General features: G+C 46.0%; 15 protein-coding genes and 1 pseudogene. 8 read left to right on the top strand and 8 right to left on the bottom strand.

All coding sequences use genetic code 11. The annotated features are described in order from the left end of the window. Window positions 1-90: 90 nt before the first annotated feature. From JCR24_RS17555 to JCR24_RS11040, 5 genes are all read right to left on the bottom strand, one after another. Complete coding sequence (locus tag JCR24_RS17555; protein ID WP_238980620.1) at window positions 91-3,102, bottom strand: type I restriction endonuclease subunit R; 3,012 nt, start codon at window positions 3,100-3,102, stop codon at window positions 91-93. Next, a complete protein-coding gene (locus JCR24_RS11025) occupies window positions 3,081-4,298 on the bottom strand; it encodes a restriction endonuclease subunit S (protein WP_238980621.1) in 1,218 nt (405 codons plus the stop codon). Before JCR24_RS11025 ends, JCR24_RS17555 begins: the two co-directional genes overlap by 22 nt. Further along, window positions 4,288-5,781, bottom strand: coding sequence for a class I SAM-dependent DNA methyltransferase (locus JCR24_RS11030; protein WP_081209292.1), 1,494 nt, complete (start codon window positions 5,779-5,781; stop codon window positions 4,288-4,290). Before JCR24_RS11030 ends, JCR24_RS11025 begins: the two co-directional genes overlap by 11 nt. Window positions 5,782-5,944: 163 nt before the next feature. Next, window positions 5,945-7,849, bottom strand: a complete 1,905-nt coding sequence (locus JCR24_RS11035; RefSeq protein WP_238980622.1) for an N-6 DNA methylase — start codon at window positions 7,847-7,849, stop codon at window positions 5,945-5,947. Window positions 7,850-8,100: 251 nt separating this feature from the next. Next, window positions 8,101-8,193: a hypothetical protein gene (locus tag JCR24_RS11040; protein ID WP_021322083.1), complete on the bottom strand. Its 93-nt coding sequence runs from the start codon at window positions 8,191-8,193 to the stop codon at window positions 8,101-8,103. Between the two features lie 188 nt (window positions 8,194-8,381). Between JCR24_RS11040 and JCR24_RS11045 the strand changes: the two genes are divergently transcribed. The 8 genes from JCR24_RS11045 (at window position 8,382) to JCR24_RS11080 (ending at window position 17,639) form a co-directional block, all read left to right on the top strand. Continuing rightward, on the top strand, window positions 8,382-10,250 hold the full coding sequence (locus JCR24_RS11045) for a DUF2339 domain-containing protein (protein WP_238980623.1): 1,869 nt from the start codon (window positions 8,382-8,384) through the stop codon (window positions 10,248-10,250). Beyond that, complete coding sequence (locus JCR24_RS11050; RefSeq protein ID WP_238980624.1) at window positions 10,247-10,873, top strand: P-loop NTPase family protein; 627 nt, start codon at window positions 10,247-10,249, stop codon at window positions 10,871-10,873. The genes JCR24_RS11045 and JCR24_RS11050 overlap by 4 nt, the downstream gene beginning before the upstream one ends. Continuing rightward, a complete protein-coding gene (locus JCR24_RS11055; RefSeq protein WP_020756660.1) occupies window positions 10,860-11,258 on the top strand; it encodes a hypothetical protein in 399 nt (132 codons plus the stop codon). The genes JCR24_RS11050 and JCR24_RS11055 overlap by 14 nt, the downstream gene beginning before the upstream one ends. Window positions 11,259-11,379: 121 nt before the next feature. Beyond that, on the top strand, window positions 11,380-13,431 hold the full coding sequence (locus tag JCR24_RS11060) for an LTA synthase family protein (RefSeq protein ID WP_238980625.1): 2,052 nt from the start codon (window positions 11,380-11,382) through the stop codon (window positions 13,429-13,431). After that, a complete protein-coding gene (locus JCR24_RS11065) occupies window positions 13,428-14,297 on the top strand; it encodes an ABC transporter ATP-binding protein (protein WP_020279884.1) in 870 nt (289 codons plus the stop codon). Before JCR24_RS11060 ends, JCR24_RS11065 begins: the two co-directional genes overlap by 4 nt. Beyond that, the gene (locus JCR24_RS11070) at window positions 14,294-14,953 is read left to right on the top strand and encodes a hypothetical protein (RefSeq protein WP_081133343.1); all 660 of its coding nucleotides are present in this window, start codon (window positions 14,294-14,296) and stop codon (window positions 14,951-14,953) included. Before JCR24_RS11065 ends, JCR24_RS11070 begins: the two co-directional genes overlap by 4 nt. Before the next feature lie 353 nt (window positions 14,954-15,306). Beyond that, window positions 15,307-17,340: an ABC transporter permease gene (locus tag JCR24_RS11075; protein WP_238980626.1), complete on the top strand. Its 2,034-nt coding sequence runs from the start codon at window positions 15,307-15,309 to the stop codon at window positions 17,338-17,340. After that, the gene (locus JCR24_RS11080) at window positions 17,244-17,639 is read left to right on the top strand and encodes a hypothetical protein (protein WP_238980627.1); all 396 of its coding nucleotides are present in this window, start codon (window positions 17,244-17,246) and stop codon (window positions 17,637-17,639) included. Before JCR24_RS11075 ends, JCR24_RS11080 begins: the two co-directional genes overlap by 97 nt. A gap of 125 nt (window positions 17,640-17,764) precedes the next feature. On the opposite strand, the pseudogene JCR24_RS11085 reads toward JCR24_RS11080, so the two are convergent. From JCR24_RS11085 to JCR24_RS11095, 3 genes and pseudogenes are all read right to left on the bottom strand, one after another. Further along, window positions 17,765-18,061 (bottom strand): annotated as a pseudogene (locus tag JCR24_RS11085) (nucleotidyltransferase family protein). A 107-nt stretch (window positions 18,062-18,168) separates the two neighbouring features. Next, entirely contained in the window at window positions 18,169-18,915 is a 747-nt protein-coding gene (locus tag JCR24_RS11090) for an HIRAN domain-containing protein (protein WP_238980628.1), read from the bottom strand. Window positions 18,916-19,155: 240 nt separating this feature from the next. Next, the gene (locus JCR24_RS11095) at window positions 19,156-19,593 is read right to left on the bottom strand and encodes a BrxA/BrxB family bacilliredoxin (protein WP_020756259.1); all 438 of its coding nucleotides are present in this window, start codon (window positions 19,591-19,593) and stop codon (window positions 19,156-19,158) included. Between the last annotated feature and the right edge of the window lies 1 nt (window position 19,594).

A 19,594-nucleotide genomic window follows, 5' to 3' on the forward strand; every position in this document is an offset into this window, starting at 1 on the left:
CTATTGCTAATGCGACAAAACGATGAATTTCGCGGGGAGAGACAGCATATTCTCCATAACTGTCTCTCCTCAAAGCACCGATTGATCCCCTTACATATTCATGCACTGCAGCTTCGCCTGCTCAAGCACATCTTCCACCGCTTTCGGCTGTTTATTTGGCGGATAATCGTACTTGCGCAGCACCTTCTTAATTTCAAGGCGCATGCGCGCTTGGGCTTGCACTTTTTTATCCCAATCGTGCGTCCGGTTTTCCTTTACCGTTTTCGCCAAATCCTTTGCGATTTGAATTAATATCTCATCTTCCATTAATTTTTTTATATCCGGGTCAGAACCTAACACGTCGAAAAACGCCTTCTCCTCCTCGGTTAAGCCAAGCTGTTTCCCTTCTTCAATCGCCGCCTGCAACTCTTCTTTAAATTTAAGCAATTCCTCAAATACTTCATACACATCCGTGTAATCATTTCGATTGTTGTATTTTTCTAATATTTTTTCAAAACGTTTGGAAAATGTTTGGCTCACCGTCATGTTTGTCTTTTTCACATCTTGCAATTTTTGCTTTAATACGCGCATTAAAATGGTCGACGCAATATTTTTTTGCGGCAAGGCGCGTAATTTTTTGATGTTCTCCTCATTCAACAAATCGAAACTTTCCGATGAAACCGCTTGGGTCAACACCATCACTTCATCTTCCAAAATCGCTTCTTCCAACATTTTCGCGATTCGTTCATTCACTTCTTTTAAGTCAGGTGTGCCTGTTCGCGAAGATTTCATAATAAAGGAACGAACAGCGATAAAATAGGAAATTTCCTCTTTTTGTTCTTTCGAAAGCAAGCCGGTGCAAATTTTATAAACATCTTTTAGCTTTTTCGTTTCCGTCATAAACAGCGATTTTCGTTTTTCCGTTTGCTGCACAAATTCTGCTCCGTCGCGAATGACTTCATAACGCTTTTTGTCGCTATCACCGAAAAAGGCGCGATAATCAAACGAATGGAACATATTGTGCAACACTTCGAGGATGTTTAACGCGATGTCGCGGGCTTGGGTATTTTCTTGCACTTTATCTTGGTCGCGCTTCGTATACGTTTGCAACGCTTCCATTAAATTTTTCTTTAAGCCGATGTAATCAACAATCAATCCGCCTGTTTTCCCCGGATAAACGCGGTTGACGCGAGCGATCGCTTGCATCAAGTTATGCGCCTTCATGGGCTTGTCAATATACATTGTATCGAGCGCCGGCACGTCAAAACCGGTGAGCCACATATCAACAACAATGACGATTTTAAACGGATGATCGACATCTTTAAATTCTTTTTCCCGCTGTTTCCGCGTTTGTTTATTTCCGACAAGCTTCGCGAGCTCCTCCGGATCCTGATTGTTTTCGGTCATGACAATTTTCACTTTGTCTTTCCAGTCCGGACGTTGACGCATGATCTCTTTATACATTGCAAACGCGGTGTTGCGCGAATAAGCAACGATCATCGCTTTTCCTTTGACAAGATGTTCGCGCTCCTCGTAATGGTGGATAATGTCCGTGACGACTTCGCGAATTCGGTCTTGGTCGCCTATGATTTGCTCCATGCGGCTCAAGCTTTTTTGGCTTTGTTCAATAATATAGTCGCCGACGCCTTCGTGAACTTGCATGCGCCAATATTCTTGGTCAATTTCATTCATTTTCTTCTCGTCCAATTTCACTTTCGCCAAGCGAGATTCGTAATAAATTTTGACCGTCGCCCCGTCTTCCACCGCTTGGGTCATATCATACACATCAATGACATCGCCGAACAAGCCGGTCGTCGATCGATCGGTCGTTTCAATCGGCGTCCCTGTAAATGCGATATACGTCGCATTCGGCAACGCTTCACGCAAATATTTCGCATACCCGTACTTTTGCTCCCCCGTTTCGATATCATATTTCGGATCAACGCCGTATTGGGAGCGGTGGGCTTCGTCAACCATCACGATGATGTTTTCCCGTTCAGAAAGCAAGCCGGTTTCTTCTTCAAACTTTTGAATCGTTGAAAAAACGATGCCGCCCGTTTTCCGATGTTCCAACAACTCTTTCAAATGGCTGCGCGTTTCCGCTTGTAATGGTGTTTGCCGTAAAAATTCACTCGCCTCGCAAAACGTTTCAAATAACTGTCCGTCTAAATCGTTGCGATCGGTGATCACGACAATGGTTGGATTTTTCAACTGTTCCTGTCTGACTAAGTTTCCCGCCAAAAACACCATCGAATAACTTTTGCCACTTCCTTGCGTATGCCAAATGACTCCTGCACGTTTATCTGTATGAATGGCTTGGATCGTAGAAGCCACTGCTTTCTTCATGCCGTAATATTGGTGATACGCCGCCATTATTTTTGCTTCGTTTGCAAATAGCGTAAAGTTTTTGATGACATCCAAAAAGCGTTTTGGCTCGAACAAGCCGAATATTAACGTTTCTAACTCCCGGTTTTCTATGACATCATCTTCGATATTGATCTTTTTCCAAGCCATAAACCGGTCAAGCGGCGCGGTGATTGTTCCCGCGCGCGCCTGAACCCCGTCACTAATGACAAGAAACGCATTGTAGTAGAACAATGAAGGGATGTGGACGTTCATATAATTTTTTAGCTGCTTGTATGCATCTTCAATATCGACTTCTTCGCGTGACGTGCTTTTTAACTCTGCAATAACAAGGGGAAGACCGTTGACATACAGCACGATGTCTGGAATTTTCTCCTGTCCTTTTTCAATGACTTCCAATTGGTTGACAACGAGAAAATCGTTGTTTTCTGGCGTTTCCCAATCGATGAGTCGAACATGATGGTAAACCGTCTCTCCATTCACAAGCTCAGGCACTACTACCGCTTCTGTTAAGTACTTATGAAACATTTTGTTGTTTGTAAGCACGTCATTCGTTTCAAAATAGTGGATTTTGCGCATCACCTCGCGAATGATCTCAACAGGCACTTCTGGATTCAATTTCACTAACGCTTCTTCCAAACGGTCAAGCAATAAAACGTCCTTTTTATCTCGCTTTAACTCCTTCGCTGGCATATATGGGTAGCCGAGCTCTTGAAAATATTCAATGACGGCTTGCTCTAGCTGCTCTTCTGTAAACACACTTCCACCTCCCGTTCGGCGTCAACGACACGAATTTCTCCGGACATAAGTTTGGGAAGAAGGGTGTCGCGTAAAGCAGAAAGAGACACATTTTCTTCCAAGGATTTCTCTACTTTATTAAATAGTGTTCCGACTAGTAGCTCGTATTTTTCCAGCACCTCTTTTGATGGAATTATTATTTTCACGTTCTTTACATCTGTTTGAGTAATAAGCGGCTGTGTGGAACCCCGATTGAGCTGAGCATAGTCAATAGATTTTAACAATTGATAAATATACTCGTAGTAACTTGATTTAATCACTAGTGTATTGTCTGAAGGCCAACATTTCTTTTGGTATCTTTGTACTGCACCATGTGTCCCTACTCGTCCAATAATTAGAATTTTTTCATCGTATAGTACCTCTTTAACGTATCCCATTACGCTAGATGCACCTATTAAAGGGATTAAAAACTCTTCAGTCTTTTCCTTAGACTTTTTTAATGGTCTTTTTCCGCTGGATATTTTTATTAATTCACCTAAAGTACCACTTCTCCACCCCTCGGGTATCATCCTCAACTCGCTTTGGACAAACTTCCCGCCGCTTGATTTGTACGGTTCGCCGTTTTCATTTGGAAACTCGAAATCAACAAACCAACGTTTAAAAAGCATTTGGGCTAGTTCTTCAAGCGTTTTGTTCATTTCGTTGTTGAGTTCAATTTTGTCGTCAATTGCAGACAACAGATTTGCTATTCTCTTTTGCTCCTGTAATGGCGGCAAACAAATAACGGTATTAGCCAAGACGTCGCTCTGCACCCTTTGTCTGCCGGATGATCCCGTCATGGACTTTATTGCTACATTTCTGAATTCTGGTGAAATAGCCAAGTAATATACAAACTTGCTATCGGTTATTCCTTCCTTTGCTCTTAACACGATAAACTCCGTAGAGCCAAAAGCAATCTCATTATCTTCAAGGATGTCGACATAAGCTGTTTTTCCATTTTCAAGACAAGGTGTTATCCGTGCAAGGAGAGTATCACCGTTTTTAAATTTTGAACCGGATGTAAACTCGGCAATTTCATATGACTGTATTTTTCTTGTAAACTCCGCAACATGTTGCATGGACACTTTTTTGGCCAACGTTCCTTTTCTTAAAGGGGTTCTAGGGTTTATGTCTATAACATCTATTAACCTTGTTTCTTTCCACCCGTCATATCTCATACCCTATCCCCCCCAACTGCTTGCGAATTTCTTCTTCCAACTGGCGCGATTTTTGAAATTGCTTCGCCAATGTCGCTGTCAGCCGCTCCATTTTTTCCTCAAACGATTCCCCGTCTTCTTCCTCTTCTTCAATGCCGACGTAGCGGCCCGGCGTGAGGATGTAGTTGTGCTCGCGAATGTCGTCGATCGTCGCTGATTTGCAAAAGCCTTGCACGTCTTCGTAGTTCTCGTTGTTTTGCCAATTGATATACGTATCGGCGATTTTGCGGATATCCTCATCCGTCAACTCTCGCAACTTCCGGGTGACGAGCTGGCCGAATTTGCGCGCATCGATGAATAACGTTTTCCTCGGATGTTTCTTGTTGCGGTTTAAAATCCAAATGCACACCGGGATTTGCGTTGTGTAAAACAATTTATCCGGCAACGCGATGATCGCGTCGACTAAATCTGCGTTGACAATGTTTTTGCGAATCTCCCCTTCGCCGGACGTCATCGAGGACAGCGAGCCGTTCGCGAGCACAACGGCGGCTTTTCCGTTTTGGCCAAGCTTGTCGATCATATGCTGCAGCCATGCGTAGTTGGCGTTTCCGGCCGGCGGCACTCCGAATTTCCAGCGCGGGTCGTCGATTAATTTCGGCTGCCCCCAGTCGCTGTCATTGAACGGCGGATTGGCTAGAATATAATCCGCCTTTAACGTCGGATGCAAGTCTTCATGGAACGTGTCGGCATGTTTCGGACCGAGATTGTTTTCAATGCCGCGAATCGCCAAGTTCATTTTGGCGAGCTTCCATGTCGTTGGGTTCGATTCTTGGCCGTAAATGGAAATATCAAACTTGTTTCCCGCATGTTCTTCGACGAATTTCATCGACTGGACGAACATCCCGCCGCTGCCGCATGCCGGGTCGTACACATACCCTTTGAACGGCTGAATCATTTCGACCATCAGTTTGACGACGCATTTCGGCGTGTAAAACTCGCCTCCTCCTTTTCCTTCGCTGGCGGCAAATTTGCCTAAGAAGTATTCGTACACCCGCCCTAAGACGTCTTTTTCCTTTGCCCCGCTGCCGCCGACGTCAATATTGGAAAACAAGTCAATAATTTCCCCTAAAATGCGCTTGTCTAACTCAGGGCGGGAGTAGTTTTTCGGGAGCACTCCTTTTAAACTGTCATTCTCTTTTTCGATCGCATCCAACGCCTCATCGACAATTTTTCCGATTTCCGGCGACTTCGAACGTTCCGCTATATAGCTCCAACGGGCCGTTTCCGGCACCCAAAACACTCCGTCCGCCATATACGCGTCGCGGTCTTCCGCAAAATCGGGATCTTCTTTCATCAGTTCCTCCCATTTTTCTTGAAACGTATCAGACACGTATTTTAAGAAAATAAGTCCTAAGACGACGTGTTTATATTCTGCCGCATCCATATTGTTTCGCAGCTTATCGGCTGCGGACCATAACTTTTCTTCAAAACCGATCGTCGCCATCTGTCGCTGCTCCTTTCCCGTTTGACACGATATGTCATTTGATTCCCAGAGTCCATTTTACCATAAAAATCTTTGCCATTAAGGAACTAATTTCCTATAGCCCCGCTCTCCCTGTCATCCAGCCTATCGGCAGGCGACAACAGGGAGAGCGGCGTTTTGAGTTTTACGATTGCATCAGTGTAAACGTCGAACGAATTCCCATTTTTTCGTACAGTTTTAAACTCGATTCAAGCCGTTGCTTCTCGAGTTGTTTCATCATGTCTTGAATGTGTTTTTGTTCTTCGAGATAGGACATGATGATTTCCTTCTGCTCTTCGAACGGCCGCACTGGAATCGGAATGTTCTCCAAATCTTTCATATTCAAAATCGTGACATTTGTCCCTACCTGTTTGCTCAAAAGAAGATATTGCCCAACAGGGCTTTCCAAGAAGACCTTTAAGTAAAATGGGTCGACATGGCGGTGCGGACGAATGCCGATAAAGTTATGGGAAATCAGTATATCCCCCTCATGCGGCGGGATGACCGCTATTTTGATCCCCGCCCCCCGGACCGATATAATGACATCGCCTTCTTGGACAAGATATGATTCAATTTTGGCATTGTTTGTAATTTCATAAGACGCGAGTTGATCGATCAACACCTCCCCATTTTGGACGTCAGATAACTTAATCACTTTATATGGCCCATTCTCTGTTTCTGCGTCTTTGGCTGAGATATTGATGCCGCGGTAGAAAGTGCCGATCCGTTTCAATGGTTGTACGCATGGCAAATTCTTTATGTGATCAGGGTAAAACTTCACTTTTCCGTACGGCTCGATCGTCCATTCACTGCTTTGCAAATACCGGTTGCTTAAAAGGTTCGCTTCTTCAATCTCCCGGACGGATACGAATTTGCTTACTTCATCGATCTCCAGCCCTTCATGATATATGGCCACAATCCGGTCGATATCTTCTTGGCGCAAATATCTTCTGCCTCTTCTCCGTTCGCCATAATAATTTTCCGCGTTAATGAATAAAATGTTTCCTTCCCTCTCTGCACTTTTGTTTTTATTCAGCACAAGAAGGTTGATCTGAATGGCTGCACCATCAAGCAAAGATGATGGCAGAGCGATCACGGACTCAATCAAATCGGCGGCCAATAAATGCTCCCTGATCACCGCCTCCAGCCCTCCTCTAAACAGCGTTCCGTTTGTGACGACAAGAACCGCTTTTCCGTTTTCCTTCAACGAAGAGAGAGCGTGCAAAATGAAAGCCATGTCAGCGCTCGTTCGCGGCAATCGGCCGTATACAAACCGATCATAACGGTCATTCATCAGTTGTTCATAGCTGTTTATTCTCATGCCGAACGGAAAATTCATCATAATGTAATCAAACTTTTTCAACTTGTTTCCCTCTACAAATGCAGGCTCGGTAAGCGTATCTCCTTTGGCCAAATGAGCATCGGTCCGGTCGTGAAATAACAGACGCAGTTTTCCAAGCGCCCATGCTCGCTGGTTGATTTCCTGACCGTACAGCGCCACTTCGCAATGATGTCGCCGTGCATATTCGCTTGCTGCGCACAACGTGCCGGACAGCCCTGAAGCACCATCATAAAACTCCCCTCCTTCCATATTTAAAAGGCGAATGCCCAGCTCATTAACACCAGCCGGCGTGATCAGCTCTACACCTTCAACCCCGGCCATATTGCCTGCGTACACAAACAACGATTCAATCCATTGTTTCCACTGCTCTTTCGTGAATGCAAAAGAATGAATCCGCGACAACAAATGATATAATGTATTGTTGCTTAATCGGCCAAACAAGTCGGAAAACTCATATACTCCCTTTAGGAAAGGGACATGTGCTTCTATTTCGTTTAAAACTGCCTTTACCTTCTCCGCCAAAAAAGCTCCTTCTTTTAAAATCGCCCCTAAAGAGAGTTCGTCTGGAAGGCTGTAACGCTCCTTATCCAGTTCTAAAAATTTCACGCTTGCAATCGACGCGATCGTCTGCACAGAATCGATCACGCTTATATTCGCCTCGCTGCGCAACTGATCCATGAAATGAGATAATTCTCTTTCATACACCATTTAAAAGTCACCTCATTATTTTTATTTAGTAATAACATTACTTACTTTAAGTATTGACCAAAAAACTTTCTATCTGCATTATAATGCCAATAATAATAAAAAGTCAACAATAAGTTAGTAATTCAGTTACTTTTTTGTTTCCTTATCCAAAGAGTGGCAATTGCACCTTTTTAACATAGTGCGCGCCCGTCCTACAGCCGCCGGACACAAAAAAAACGGCCGCCCGCTCATGCGGGGCAGGCCGCCTAGGCTCACGACGGAGATTTCTCATAAATCGTCTTCCCGTCGCGCTCAATTTCCCGCCGGATCGCTTCGTTCAGCGCGTCGAAAAAAGCACGTCGCACAATGAACACTCCCTACACCGAAAGACGCAAAATTGGCCAAAAATCGTCATCATGACAATACAATTTTCCTATTATTTGTGAATATACTGTGAATTTCCATGTAAAAGGTTGACATCTTCTTTTTTTTTTTTATAATGCCATTGAATTTTACAAACATTTCAAATTCATGATTAGAGAGGGCGTTCCATATGAAATGGGTGTTCATTTCAAGAATGGCGTCCCGCTTAAAAGCGGAAGCTAGTTTCATATTCGTATTTTCTGGGGTTTTGATCTTTGTTTGCCTCAATCCCCATACGATTAATCCAGCGGAATGGATTTTATATACGAAATACTTGGTTCCGATTGGAATGGCGGTCTGGCTGTTCTTCAGCTTCCGCTTGCATGTATCGTTGTTCACTTCGACGCCGATTCACTGGATCGCGATGAATGACATCATGCCAAACCCGCAAACGATCGTCTTCTGCCAAGCTTTGATCGTGTTTGTTTGTTTTTTCGCTTGGCAACTGGCCTTGGCCGGGATCATCGCCGGTGCGGTGGTGATCAACTATTCAGCGGGTTGGGATCTTTTCACTTTTCTGTTTCCGTTGTATTTGATTCATTTTCTTCTCCCATTTCTATGGGCGTGGATGATCGGATTGTCCGCAGGCGCTGTTTACGCCTATCATTCTTCCAAAAAAGCGATGTTGCTCGTTGGTGTGTTTGTTTTGTGGATCATCGTGCTGTTTTCTTTGGAATATTGCAATCCATCCTTCTCCTTATGGATAAACCATCGCTGGCCTTACATTGACCCGTTATTCAGCCTAACCTTTCAAAAAGAACGCGTGCTGATCAAGTTGGCGTATATCCTTTCTTCCATCGCCGTTTATGGCATTTTTCGAAGCATGCGGCGATCCTTCGCGGGGCTTGCGGCTGGTGTGACTCTCGTTATTTTCGTAACATTTTTCCTTCAACATGCACAATCAAAATTCCAGTTGGATGACATTCTGTTGGCAAACGACGCCAAACTCTATCAACAAATCAAACATCAGGATCAAACCAAGAACATCCCGTTGTATGGATATTGGAAAATCAAGGAGATCGAGGTGAATCCGAAATCCACGTATCCGATCAAAGCCACACTCTCTCTGCATCCGAACGAACGCACCGTTCGTTTTTCGATCAACGAGCAATTTCAAATCGATCACATCCAAGGCGGAGGGAAGCGTTTGCCCTTTCAACAACAAGGAAACGTTGTTCAGGTGCAGACCAACGGTGCCCCATCCATGACGATCTATTATCGACATACGTTCGGCTCAACCTTTTATCCGTTGACATCGGGCGTCACGTTGTTGCCATTTGAAGCCAACTGGTATCCGCAGTCCATGGATTCAACGCTTTACGATATCAACTCATCCGGAACGCTTCACTCCAATGTAGAAACGAAAACATGCACACGAGTCAACATGATTGTCGGAAAGGAAAAGTACCGTTGGCATGGGGACCATCTCCCTTGTCTCTCCGTGATCAACGGTCCTTACAAACAAATTCAAGTGCAACATACTCGTTTCCTTGTTTATAAACCATTTCTCACTACAACAAGAAATTATATGGAATTGAAGCATCAACTCGTTTCCATCCGCAATGAGCTATGCCACTTGTTTCCGAATCTTGCAAATACAGATTATTGCACAAAAGAAGTCAAGAGCGTCTCAATCATCCCAAAAAGCATCAACACCACAAACCTTTCGCTCTACGACAGCACGGTGGCTGACGGAACCTACACGTTTTATGTTGATCCGTTCTTGGACGTCAATGGCATCCCGGCAACCAAACATATTCAGGAGTTGGCTGCGTTTTTCATCCCATACCGATTGTTCGAAAACGAACAGATCAGTCTCTTTGCCGGCTTATATTTAATGGAAAAACTACATATTCCATCTATCGGATATGGAAACAGGATAGCGGAAAAATCCTCCATCGACTCAACAACGTGGGAGCACTACATGGCACTATCCATAAAAGAAAAAGAAAACATATTGATTCAACTAGCGCAAGAAAGGGGGAAAGGAGACAAATGATGGAATTGAAAAATGTGACCCTCAAGCACCGTCGCCAACTGATTTTGCATCATTGTTCCGTCAATCTTCCTTCCCAATCCATCATTCTAGCCAAAAATCACATTCGCACAGATATTGTCGCCAAAGCGCTTGCCGGCTTTCATCCTATCGATGAAGGGGAAATCCATTTCGATGAACAGGAAGCAAGAGGAAAAACGAATAAAAGCGTATTTTTCGTGATTCCTGAGAACTACCACCAACTGTGGAGAAACTATCGTTTGCAAGATATTTCGATATGGCTGAATCGTCCTTTTCAGCAATCGGCACTATGGAAAAAATATCGCCTTCCTTCCCATGCATCCATCGATTCATTGACGATGTTTCAACGGCTGATTTATCTTGTTTCTCTTGGACAGTCGCTAAATCGCACCGTTTTCATTTTCGATCAGCCGACGAAACACTTTGACTTCGAAGACTTAGAACAGTTTCATTATTTCTTAAAAGATGATTTTTCGAATGCACATTATCTCATCTTTACAAATCGAATAGAAAAAATATTCACAATGCTTCCTAAACCCATTTATCAACTTGATTCTACCAAATTACTACCCTTGAAAGGAGGTGAGAAGGATGGTTGTCAATAAGGCACGTAAAACGAAAGCTAAGGGGCTACCACTATTCATTTTAGTGTTGGTTCTCAGCATTGCTGGATCTGTTTATGCCGCCGGCACTTCCATTGCGCATATTTCACCGGGGGCTAGTTCTGCCACAGGAACACCAGTGAAAGCTACTGGGGCTTCTGGAACATTGGCCGTCTCTTCATCAGGTCCAGCATTTTATGTACAAGGGTATGCCAAAAAACAAATCAGCTGGTGGCCTGATTCAACAGTTGCTTCGGCAATAGCCTATCCATCACAAACAGTAAAAAAATCTTTTACAGCTGAAAACGGGTCTTTCTACTATGCTGAAGCATACACACAAGCCAACGCGACATCTATTTATGGCGAAGCAAAAGTGACCGTGAATTAAATTGACACGCTTCATTGCAACAAGCAAGCGAATGTCAACACGGCTCCATCACACCGGCGTTCGCTTGCTTCCTTTTATCGTTGATGGATGCGATCATGCTGAAAAAATGGAGTGACCCCTTATGACGTTGTTTACTAGCCTATCGTGGTTTTACGCCAAACAGATGGGAAAAAGCATTCTCTATATGGGAACCTACACATTTTGGTTCATCATGCTGATGATGCGCTTTCTCATTCGCCAGCATGATTCCTTTGGCAAGACGGATTATGGAAATTTTGTCGGGGAAATGACGTTAATCGTCCAAGCGGCAATGCTGCTGTTTATGATGTTTTTTTACAAGTTGTTCTCTGATGAATATCGATTTGGCGCCAATCTTTTGTTTGCCGGCTCACTGCGCATCACGGCCTTGAAAATCGCCGCCTTGTTCGTGAATCACTTGCTGTTTCTTTCATTCTTCACCGGTCTGCAAGTTGTACTTGTATGGCAGTTTTACCGCACATGGGGTCTTCCCTTTTCTTCGTTGTATACGGAAACGGCGTCGTACATTGCGGTGTATTGGCTCTTGCCGTTCGTATTTGCCTTTTTTCTTGGTATTTTCACTGCTCTATTGTTTGGGAAAAATCGATTAAGCTTTGCCTGGATGATGGTCATTTGGCTGGCCATCGGCCCGATGAATACACAATTGTTTTCTCGTTATTTCCATCGCATCCCCTTTTCTGACATCCGTAGTTTGTTCTACATCGGTCCGTTGAATATGGACGATGTATTTCGTGACGTCGTTGGATACAATGTCAGCCTTCCGACGTACATGAAACTATTGTTTTGGATTCTAACGTCGATGATGGCGGTATGGGCCATTCTTTGGAAAACGGCCCGCACGACAAAGGAGAAAGCGGCCATTATTACAGGTGTCGTTTTGCTTTTAGCGGGGGATGCTTGGTTGTTTCCGCATCTTTTCACCGGAAACAAACTGGTGTTCAGCTACGCTGATTTGGCTAAAGAAAACGTTTACTACCAAACTCACAATCCAACCATCCAACCAAGCACATTGCACTATTCGATTGAACGGTACGACATTCAGCTGGAGGCCAAAAACGGTGTCCATGCGAAAGTGAAAGTGACCTTGCGGCAAATTCGGGGCGACACGCTGTCGTTCGTGCTTTATCATCATTTTTCTCTGAAGCGAATCACCGATCAAACCGGAAAACAGCTGCCGTTTATTCAACAGGGGGATGTCATCACGGTCAAACGTTCACCCAATCGTTTGACCGACGAATGGACATTTGAGTATCAAATGAACGATTCCGCGCAAATTCCGATTTCACCGCACTATTTGTTTTTGCCGAGCGATTTCAGCTGGGTGCCGACAAAAGCCGAACATGCGCCGTTTGCCTTTGTGAATGTTCATTCCAGTCCGGTGCCTGTATCGATGCAACCGAGCCATCCGATCCGCTATACGTTGTCGTTTCACGGAACGGCGCCGTTTTATACGAATTTGCCGCGCCGAAGCGACGGAACGTACGAAGGAGTTGTGTCCGGCGGCATTACAGCCGTAGCGGGAATGTTTGTGAAGGAAAAAATCGGGCCGTGGCAGATCGTGCACCCCGCCGATTGGCCGAATCTTGAGCGGGATTGGCCGGTTTTCGAACGTCATGTACGGCGCATCCACCATGACATCGTGCAGATGTTCGATTTAAAAGAGGCAAAGTTGCCGACGAACATCGTGTTGCTCGCTCCCCATGGTGAACAACGGAGCGTATATAGCAGCGATCATTTGCTTCTTCAAATTGATACGCCATATTCCCTTCGCTCCCAAGAAGGAACATTGATGTATTTGCCGGAAATCATAACAGAAGGACTTCTTTGGAGGGGAGTACATTCATCGATGCAAAAAGAAGTGTTTCAAGCGTTGCTGGCAAGATGGTTCCAACAACAATTAGCCCTTCCCTATTCCGGAGGAGATTTGACGTTTGATTTGACTTTGTCAGTCGACTCTCCTGACGTGAAAACAGAGGAAGTGCTGAGGCAGCTGTCTGGGGAGTATGAACGCTTATCCGATGAGAAAAAACAAACATTTTTGGCTTTATGGTACAAACAAATGAGAGAAGGAGCAGATGGCAGCTGGGAGAAAGTGATACAACTCATCCGCATGGTTCAGGAGGGACAAACATGATCCATGTATCCAGCGTCACGAAACGAATCAAAAAACAACTCATTTTATCGAACGTATCGCTCTGCATAGAGGGGATTTACGGGTTAGTCGGACCGAACGGAGCCGGCAAGACGACATTGATGAAAATATTGGCCGGCTTGACACCCATGGATGAAGGGCAGGTGGCGATCGACGAACGAAGCTGCACCAAAGGAAAATATGTGAAAGCTCATGAACGGATCGGTTATTTGCCGCAAGATTTCATGGTTTATCCAAACATTACGGTCGAAGAAGCGCTTGACCATCTCGCTTTATTGCAAGGAATGATGGACAAAGGCGAACGGCACGCGGCCGTTGCCGAAGCAATTCAAAAAGTGAACTTGAACGGCCATGAGACGAAAAAGATGTCCGAGCTGTCCGGGGGAATGCGGCGACGGGTGGGAATTGCTCATTTATTGACGCGAAAGCCGTCCATCTTGCTGTTTGACGAGCCGACGGCCGGCTTGGATATTGAAGAGCGAATCCGCTTTCGCCATCTGCTCAAACAGCTTGGTTCCGAGCATACGATTGTCATTTCTTCGCACATTGTGGAAGACATTGAGTTTTTGTGCACCAAAATTGGAGTTTTAAAACAAGGGCAAGTGTTGTTTGAAGGCACGCCGTCTGAGCTGAAGTCCCGCGCAAAAGGCTGCGTATGGGAATATTGCATACACCCCGAAGAATTGGATGACTTGATCGCAACGCGAGAAGTGGTGCAGCTTCTCGAAGAAGAGGATGGCATTCACGCGCGAGTATTTTCCAAAAACGGGGGAACAGGGGGGAGACGGGTGGCGCCGCGATTGATCGACGGATATTTGGCTGTTGTCAGGAGAGGGGAACCAAGATGAAAGCTTACATCGAATGGATGCGAACCGCATTCGTGTTTGACCGCAAGACAATGGGCGGAGCCTTTTTTATCCCACCAGCGATGTTCATCCTATCTCTGTTGCTTATTTTGCTTGTTCCCCGCAAATCGCCAAGTATTTACGACAATGTGATTATCATCCAAGGGCTGTTCATCCCGTTTTCCGGCTGGTGCCTCATCTATCGGTTCGGCGAACTGTATGAAGACGGAGCGCAAGAGACGCTTGTCCCTTACTATAGGCAATGGGTTTGGATCGATATTGTACGTTATTCTTTCATCCATTTGTTGGGGGTTGTCGTGCTAAGCGGGGCATTCATGTGGAAATATGGAGTTTCTTCTTTGTCTTTTTTGAATCTCATTCATTTCATTCTATTGACGTTCTTTTACCTATTTTTCAGCACTGCCTCCCTTGTTCTTACAAAAAACACCAATATCGCACTGACAGTCATTTTTATTTATACGGTGCTTGAAGTGGCCACATTAGGAACGTTCATGCCCTGGCCGCATATCTTTTTGTTCGAGCCGCCGGTTTGGGAACCGATGCTCATCAACAAATTCATCATGTTAACGCTGTCCATCTTTCTAGCAGCATTCATCACCATTGTCTGGATCAGCAAAGGAGATCGGAAACCTCAATAAAAGCAGATAGGGGATCATTGACGTTTGGCGGCAAATAACGGCTTACCATCCAAACGAAAGGCTATGCTTACAAATTGATCAATTGGTGGCCCGACAGCGTCGTCGCCTCCACCAACTGGCTCAATCCTGGTCAAGAAGAAACGCGCAGTTTTCCACAAACCAAAGACGATAAGTATTATGGCCAAATTGTTGGCCAAACGGTTGGTTCAAGAGGATACGTGACCATTACGGTCAAATAACGATGCCGAATCCGGATGATGAGGAAGTCAGGGATACGCCTAAAAAAGAATGCGGAGATCCCTGACCGCATTTTTCATTTGTCAACTTCTCAGCAAGAAAGCGGTTGATCGGTGATGAGGTGGAAATGGCTGTTTGTTTTTTATTGGAAACGATTGTTGAAAAGCAAGTTATACGTTGGCGCCAGCATCCTATTTTTTGTTTTGCTGCTTGTCAGGTTCGTTTTATTCTTTTCAGACGATATGAATGCAGGCATGGAATACTCTGGAGATTTGCCTTCTGAAGTGTTCATGCTTGTCCAAATCGTTTCGCTCTTTTACATCGTATGGTTCTACTTTCTCTACTCCAACGAGCTTCGTTACGGCGTTTCGTCATGGTTCGCCGACGGCTACCGGATTTTGCTGGAGAAAATGAGCGCCTTGCTGGCGGTTCATGCGCTGTGCCAAGGGATCATGCTGATGATGAGCTACGGCGTTTTTTCACTCGTGTATCTCTTCGTTGGGGTGGAGCCTTCGGATCTGTATTGGTCGCTGCTTCGGTTTCTCGCCGTCTACCAGTTTGGACCGCTCGTGCTCACCGTTCTGTACGGCGTCATCATCGCGCTGCTGTTGGAAACGAAAAAGGTCAGTTTTTTCGCTATGTTGCTTGTATGGATCCTGACCGGCCCGATGACGACTGAGCTGTTCATCGATTTGTCCCAAACCGTTCATGCCCGCGACTGGACGTCGCTGCTGTTTATCGGAAAACACGCCATTCAACAGGCGTATGATTCCTACATCGGGTTTGAGGTCGACCGCGGCGGGGAATGGAAATGGGCCGCGTGGTTTCTTTCCCTTGTCGGGTTGGCGTTGTTGTCGTCGATCCGCTTTACGCAGACGAGAAAGGAGCGAAACGCCGTCCTGAAAGCGCTGCTCATCTTTCCGTTTCTGATCGTCCTAACCGCCTGCCACTCCTTGCAAACGAACACCAAGGCGTTCACTCGGGCCGATCAGACGACCGAACTTGAGGAGTACCGTCGAATGCCGCAAACCATCAAGGCCGATTTGCGCTACCGTATCCAGTCGTATGACATTTCTTTGCATGGATCGCGCGCGGTCGTGCGCGTGGCCTTGTCCCAGTTGGACACGAACCGGCCCACGTTTCAACTGTACCATTTGTATCCGCTCCACTCGATTGAAGCGGACCACCAGCCCGTCACGTTTACGAGAAACGGCGATCTCGTGACCGTGCGGCTGCCCAAACGCGCCTCGACGCTCACCTTTTCCTATGAGATCGTCGATACGGCGCTCATTCCGTACACCAACGGCCGCCTCGTCCTGTTGGCGGATCGGGCGTGGTATCCGAAAAGGAGGGCTTCGCACATGTATCGGACTTATGAATATCGGGTGGCGGGAACGAGAGCTTGGGATGGGGCGTTCACCGATCAATTCGTTCCGAATGAAACGTACACCTTTACCTTGAACGTGGACGGCGATGTGCTGTTTTGCAATGTGCCAAAGCGGGGGACGGGTTACCGAGGGAAAGCGCAGGCGGTCACCTTGATCAAAGGGCAAGGGCATCAACTCGTCGATCAAGGATATGAGATCACCTACCCGGCTGACTGGCCGCACATGGCGGAACGGGCGCCGACGGTCATCCACCATTTGGAAAAAACATTCCGTCATGTACAACAAATCGCATCCACGGCGGTTTCATCACTGCCGAACAAGATTGTGTTCTCCAGCTCGGGGCTATCCTCGTTTATGACCCATGACCATCTTGTCTATAACACGAATTTTTTTTCGATTGGCACCTATCATATGGAACGAGATTATTATGAAAAAATGCTCCGTCTTTCGGTTCCGCCGAAAGGATCGCGGATCATGTACAACGAGTGGATTTCGCTGGCCACCCGCTGGCTGATGCAAAAACAAGGCCTTTCGGTGATCGACTGGAGCTCCAAAAGCGAGTGGTTCGAGTCGCAGCCGTCATCCAAGGCATTGCCGTGCCGATCGCCGGATGGCATCTCGTCTTTTTGTACCGCCATTTGTACGACGAAGGGGCGAAAGACGCGTTGGTATGGCATTACCGGAAAGCGGTCGTCTTCGACTTGGTCCGCTATGCCGTTTTGCATGGGGGATGCATCGCTCTTCTTGTCGCGGCGGTCATAGGGATTCAAGGAACGATGTTTCTCACCGCTCCCGTGTTGGGGCACCTGTTTCTGTTGTTTTTGTTTTACCAGTTGATTGGGCTTGCCTTGTTAGGCGTCTTTGGCAGCCTGGATGTCGCCTTGTCCGTCATCGCGGTCTATACGTTTATGGAAGTCGCGACGCAAGGGACGTTCATGCCGTGGCCGCATCTGTTTTTGTTTCAAGCGCCGGCGGATTCGCTGTCCCTCCTTCCCCCCATGATGTGGCTGGGGGCGGGCATTGTCCTTTCGGTGTGGTGGATTGGACGGGAGTTTTGGTAAACGAGGGCGGAACCCAACAGAGGAATGTGGGGGCTTGCTGGTGTGGTCTCCGTTCGTTGGACACACCCGTACAGCCCCCACCTCATCTCCCCGATACGGGACAGACCATCCTAAACAAAAATAGTTTATGAGCGGGCTTTGTCATCAATCGTCTTCCCGTCGCGCTCGATTTCCCGCCGGATCGCTTCGTTCAGCGCGTCGAAAAAGAGCACATCACATGAGTAAATGCCGACAATCTCGTCAAGATCCTCTTTGATTTTCCACTTCTGTTTTCCGGTCTAGTCAATGCACAAGTCAATGTCCGAGTTGTAGCGGGCCATGCCGCGCGCCCGCGAGCCGAACAAAACGACTTTTTGTATATCTTCTTCGCCCGCGAAATACGCCATCAGCCGTTCAAACACGGTCGGGCTCATTCCATACATCACGGTCGATCACTTCTTCTTTGATGTTTTGCAGTAGCGTTTCGATTTCGTGGACATATTCATTCATCTGAAATCAAACATGCCTACTTCAGAAAACAGTGAACAGACTAAATCACTTCTAACGATATTTCATGTAGCATATCGAGATCTTGCGTCTGATAAGACGGAAGGAACTCGCCGTAGACACTTATATTTACTTTGCGCTGAGGAAAAGCCTCAACATGAATTGATTCAATTCTCGCCATATAACGCCCGTTATTTTGAATAAGGTTAAACATAAACTCGCTATAGAAAGCAGGAATATACCCTAGCTTACACCCTTCATCTGTTAACACTTCTACTGCTTTAGAATCTTGCCTATTCTCCGGCTCTAATCGAAAATGTACCTCATCTCCCACTTTAAGATGTTGAACCACTTGATCTCCCTCATAATACCTCCAACCGGCGACATAAAAATCAAAATCGAAATGATTTCCCGATACATAAATGGGCGCTACAAATTCATAAGAATCTGTCGCCAGTTTACCACCAGTCGCTCGCAACATATCCATATCTGTACAATCGCGCGGCAAACCATATGTCCGCAAAATTTCAAAAAAATCCGGACGGCGCCGGTCAGGCAAACGTCGCTCGAAAGGCCCGAACAATCTGTTAGAAACGTATTTTTTTTCTATATCCGGAAACGACAAATGAGGTTGATAACCGTTTTCTAGTGCTTCGAACAGTCCTCTTCTCTTCCGGCTGCGTTCATAATAAAATACATACTTACCCCTATCATGCAATAAATTTCCAATATGATATCGCTGCCGAGTACATTCATTTTGCCAAATTAACCAAAGCACAAAAGGGCGCATCGCTTATTTCACCCCCATATACCAATTTACGAGCCATTCTTTTCGATACAGTAATAATTTTAATACCCATTCTTTGTAAATTTTACTCATGACATTTTCTGAAACACCATCTAAAACAGTTGTGACTTGTTGCTCATTTATTTGACTGATACGATCAATTTCCTTCTTCATTTCTATTATCACAAACAATAATGGTCATGCAAAAACCCGAAGTCCCTTTTCGAACTTCGGGTTCTCCTTTCACACTTCCTCGCAATATTCGTCAAACAGCGCCTGCAGCTTTTGCACGACGGCGACCGGTTCGTGCCCTTCGATGTCGTGGCGGTGGAGCATGGCACACAGTTTTCCGTCTTTTAACAACGCGAACGACGGCGAGGACGGCGGCTCGCCGACAAAATACTCGCGCGCGCGGGCGGTTGCTTCTTTGTCTTGGCCGGCAAAGACGGTCACCAAATGGTCCGGGCGCTTGTCGTAATGAACCGCGTGGGCCGCTGCCGGACGGGCGATGCCGCCGGCGCAGCCGCACACCGAGTTGATGAGGACAAGCGTTGTGCCCGGACGGCGGAATGCCGCATCGACGTCTTCCGGCGTGCGCAGTTCTTCAAATCCGGCTTCGACCGCTTCACGCCGCGCTTGTTCGACGATGTCGTGATAGAGCGGAAATTGAAATTGGAACATC

It is taken from the genome of Geobacillus sp. YHL, from assembly GCF_022341265.1.
In the GTDB taxonomy this organism is placed as follows: Bacteria; Bacillota; Bacilli; order Bacillales; family Anoxybacillaceae; genus Geobacillus; species Geobacillus thermoleovorans.

Excerpts from the sequence above, each read along its gene's own strand:
- JCR24_RS11025 (WP_238980621.1), bottom strand. The coding sequence starts at position 4,298 with ATGAGATATGACGGGTGGAAAGAAACAAGGTTAATAGATGTTATAGAC.
- JCR24_RS11030 (WP_081209292.1), bottom strand. The coding sequence starts at position 5,781 with ATGGCGACGATCGGTTTTGAAGAAAAGTTATGGTCCGCAGCCGATAAG.
- JCR24_RS11035 (WP_238980622.1), bottom strand. The coding sequence starts at position 7,849 with ATGGTGTATGAAAGAGAATTATCTCATTTCATGGATCAGTTGCGCAGC.
- JCR24_RS11045 (WP_238980623.1), top strand. The coding sequence starts at position 8,382 with ATGAAATGGGTGTTCATTTCAAGAATGGCGTCCCGCTTAAAAGCGGAA.
- JCR24_RS11050 (WP_238980624.1), top strand. The coding sequence starts at position 10,247 with ATGATGGAATTGAAAAATGTGACCCTCAAGCACCGTCGCCAACTGATT.
- JCR24_RS11055 (WP_020756660.1), top strand. The coding sequence starts at position 10,860 with ATGGTTGTCAATAAGGCACGTAAAACGAAAGCTAAGGGGCTACCACTA.
- JCR24_RS11060 (WP_238980625.1), top strand. The coding sequence starts at position 11,380 with ATGACGTTGTTTACTAGCCTATCGTGGTTTTACGCCAAACAGATGGGA.
- JCR24_RS11065 (WP_020279884.1), top strand. The coding sequence starts at position 13,428 with ATGATCCATGTATCCAGCGTCACGAAACGAATCAAAAAACAACTCATT.
- JCR24_RS11070 (WP_081133343.1), top strand. The coding sequence starts at position 14,294 with ATGAAAGCTTACATCGAATGGATGCGAACCGCATTCGTGTTTGACCGC.
- JCR24_RS11075 (WP_238980626.1), top strand. The coding sequence starts at position 15,307 with ATGAGGTGGAAATGGCTGTTTGTTTTTTATTGGAAACGATTGTTGAAA.
- JCR24_RS11090 (WP_238980628.1), bottom strand. The coding sequence starts at position 18,915 with ATGCGCCCTTTTGTGCTTTGGTTAATTTGGCAAAATGAATGTACTCGG.
- JCR24_RS11095 (WP_020756259.1), bottom strand. The coding sequence starts at position 19,593 with ATGTTCCAATTTCAATTTCCGCTCTATCACGACATCGTCGAACAAGCG.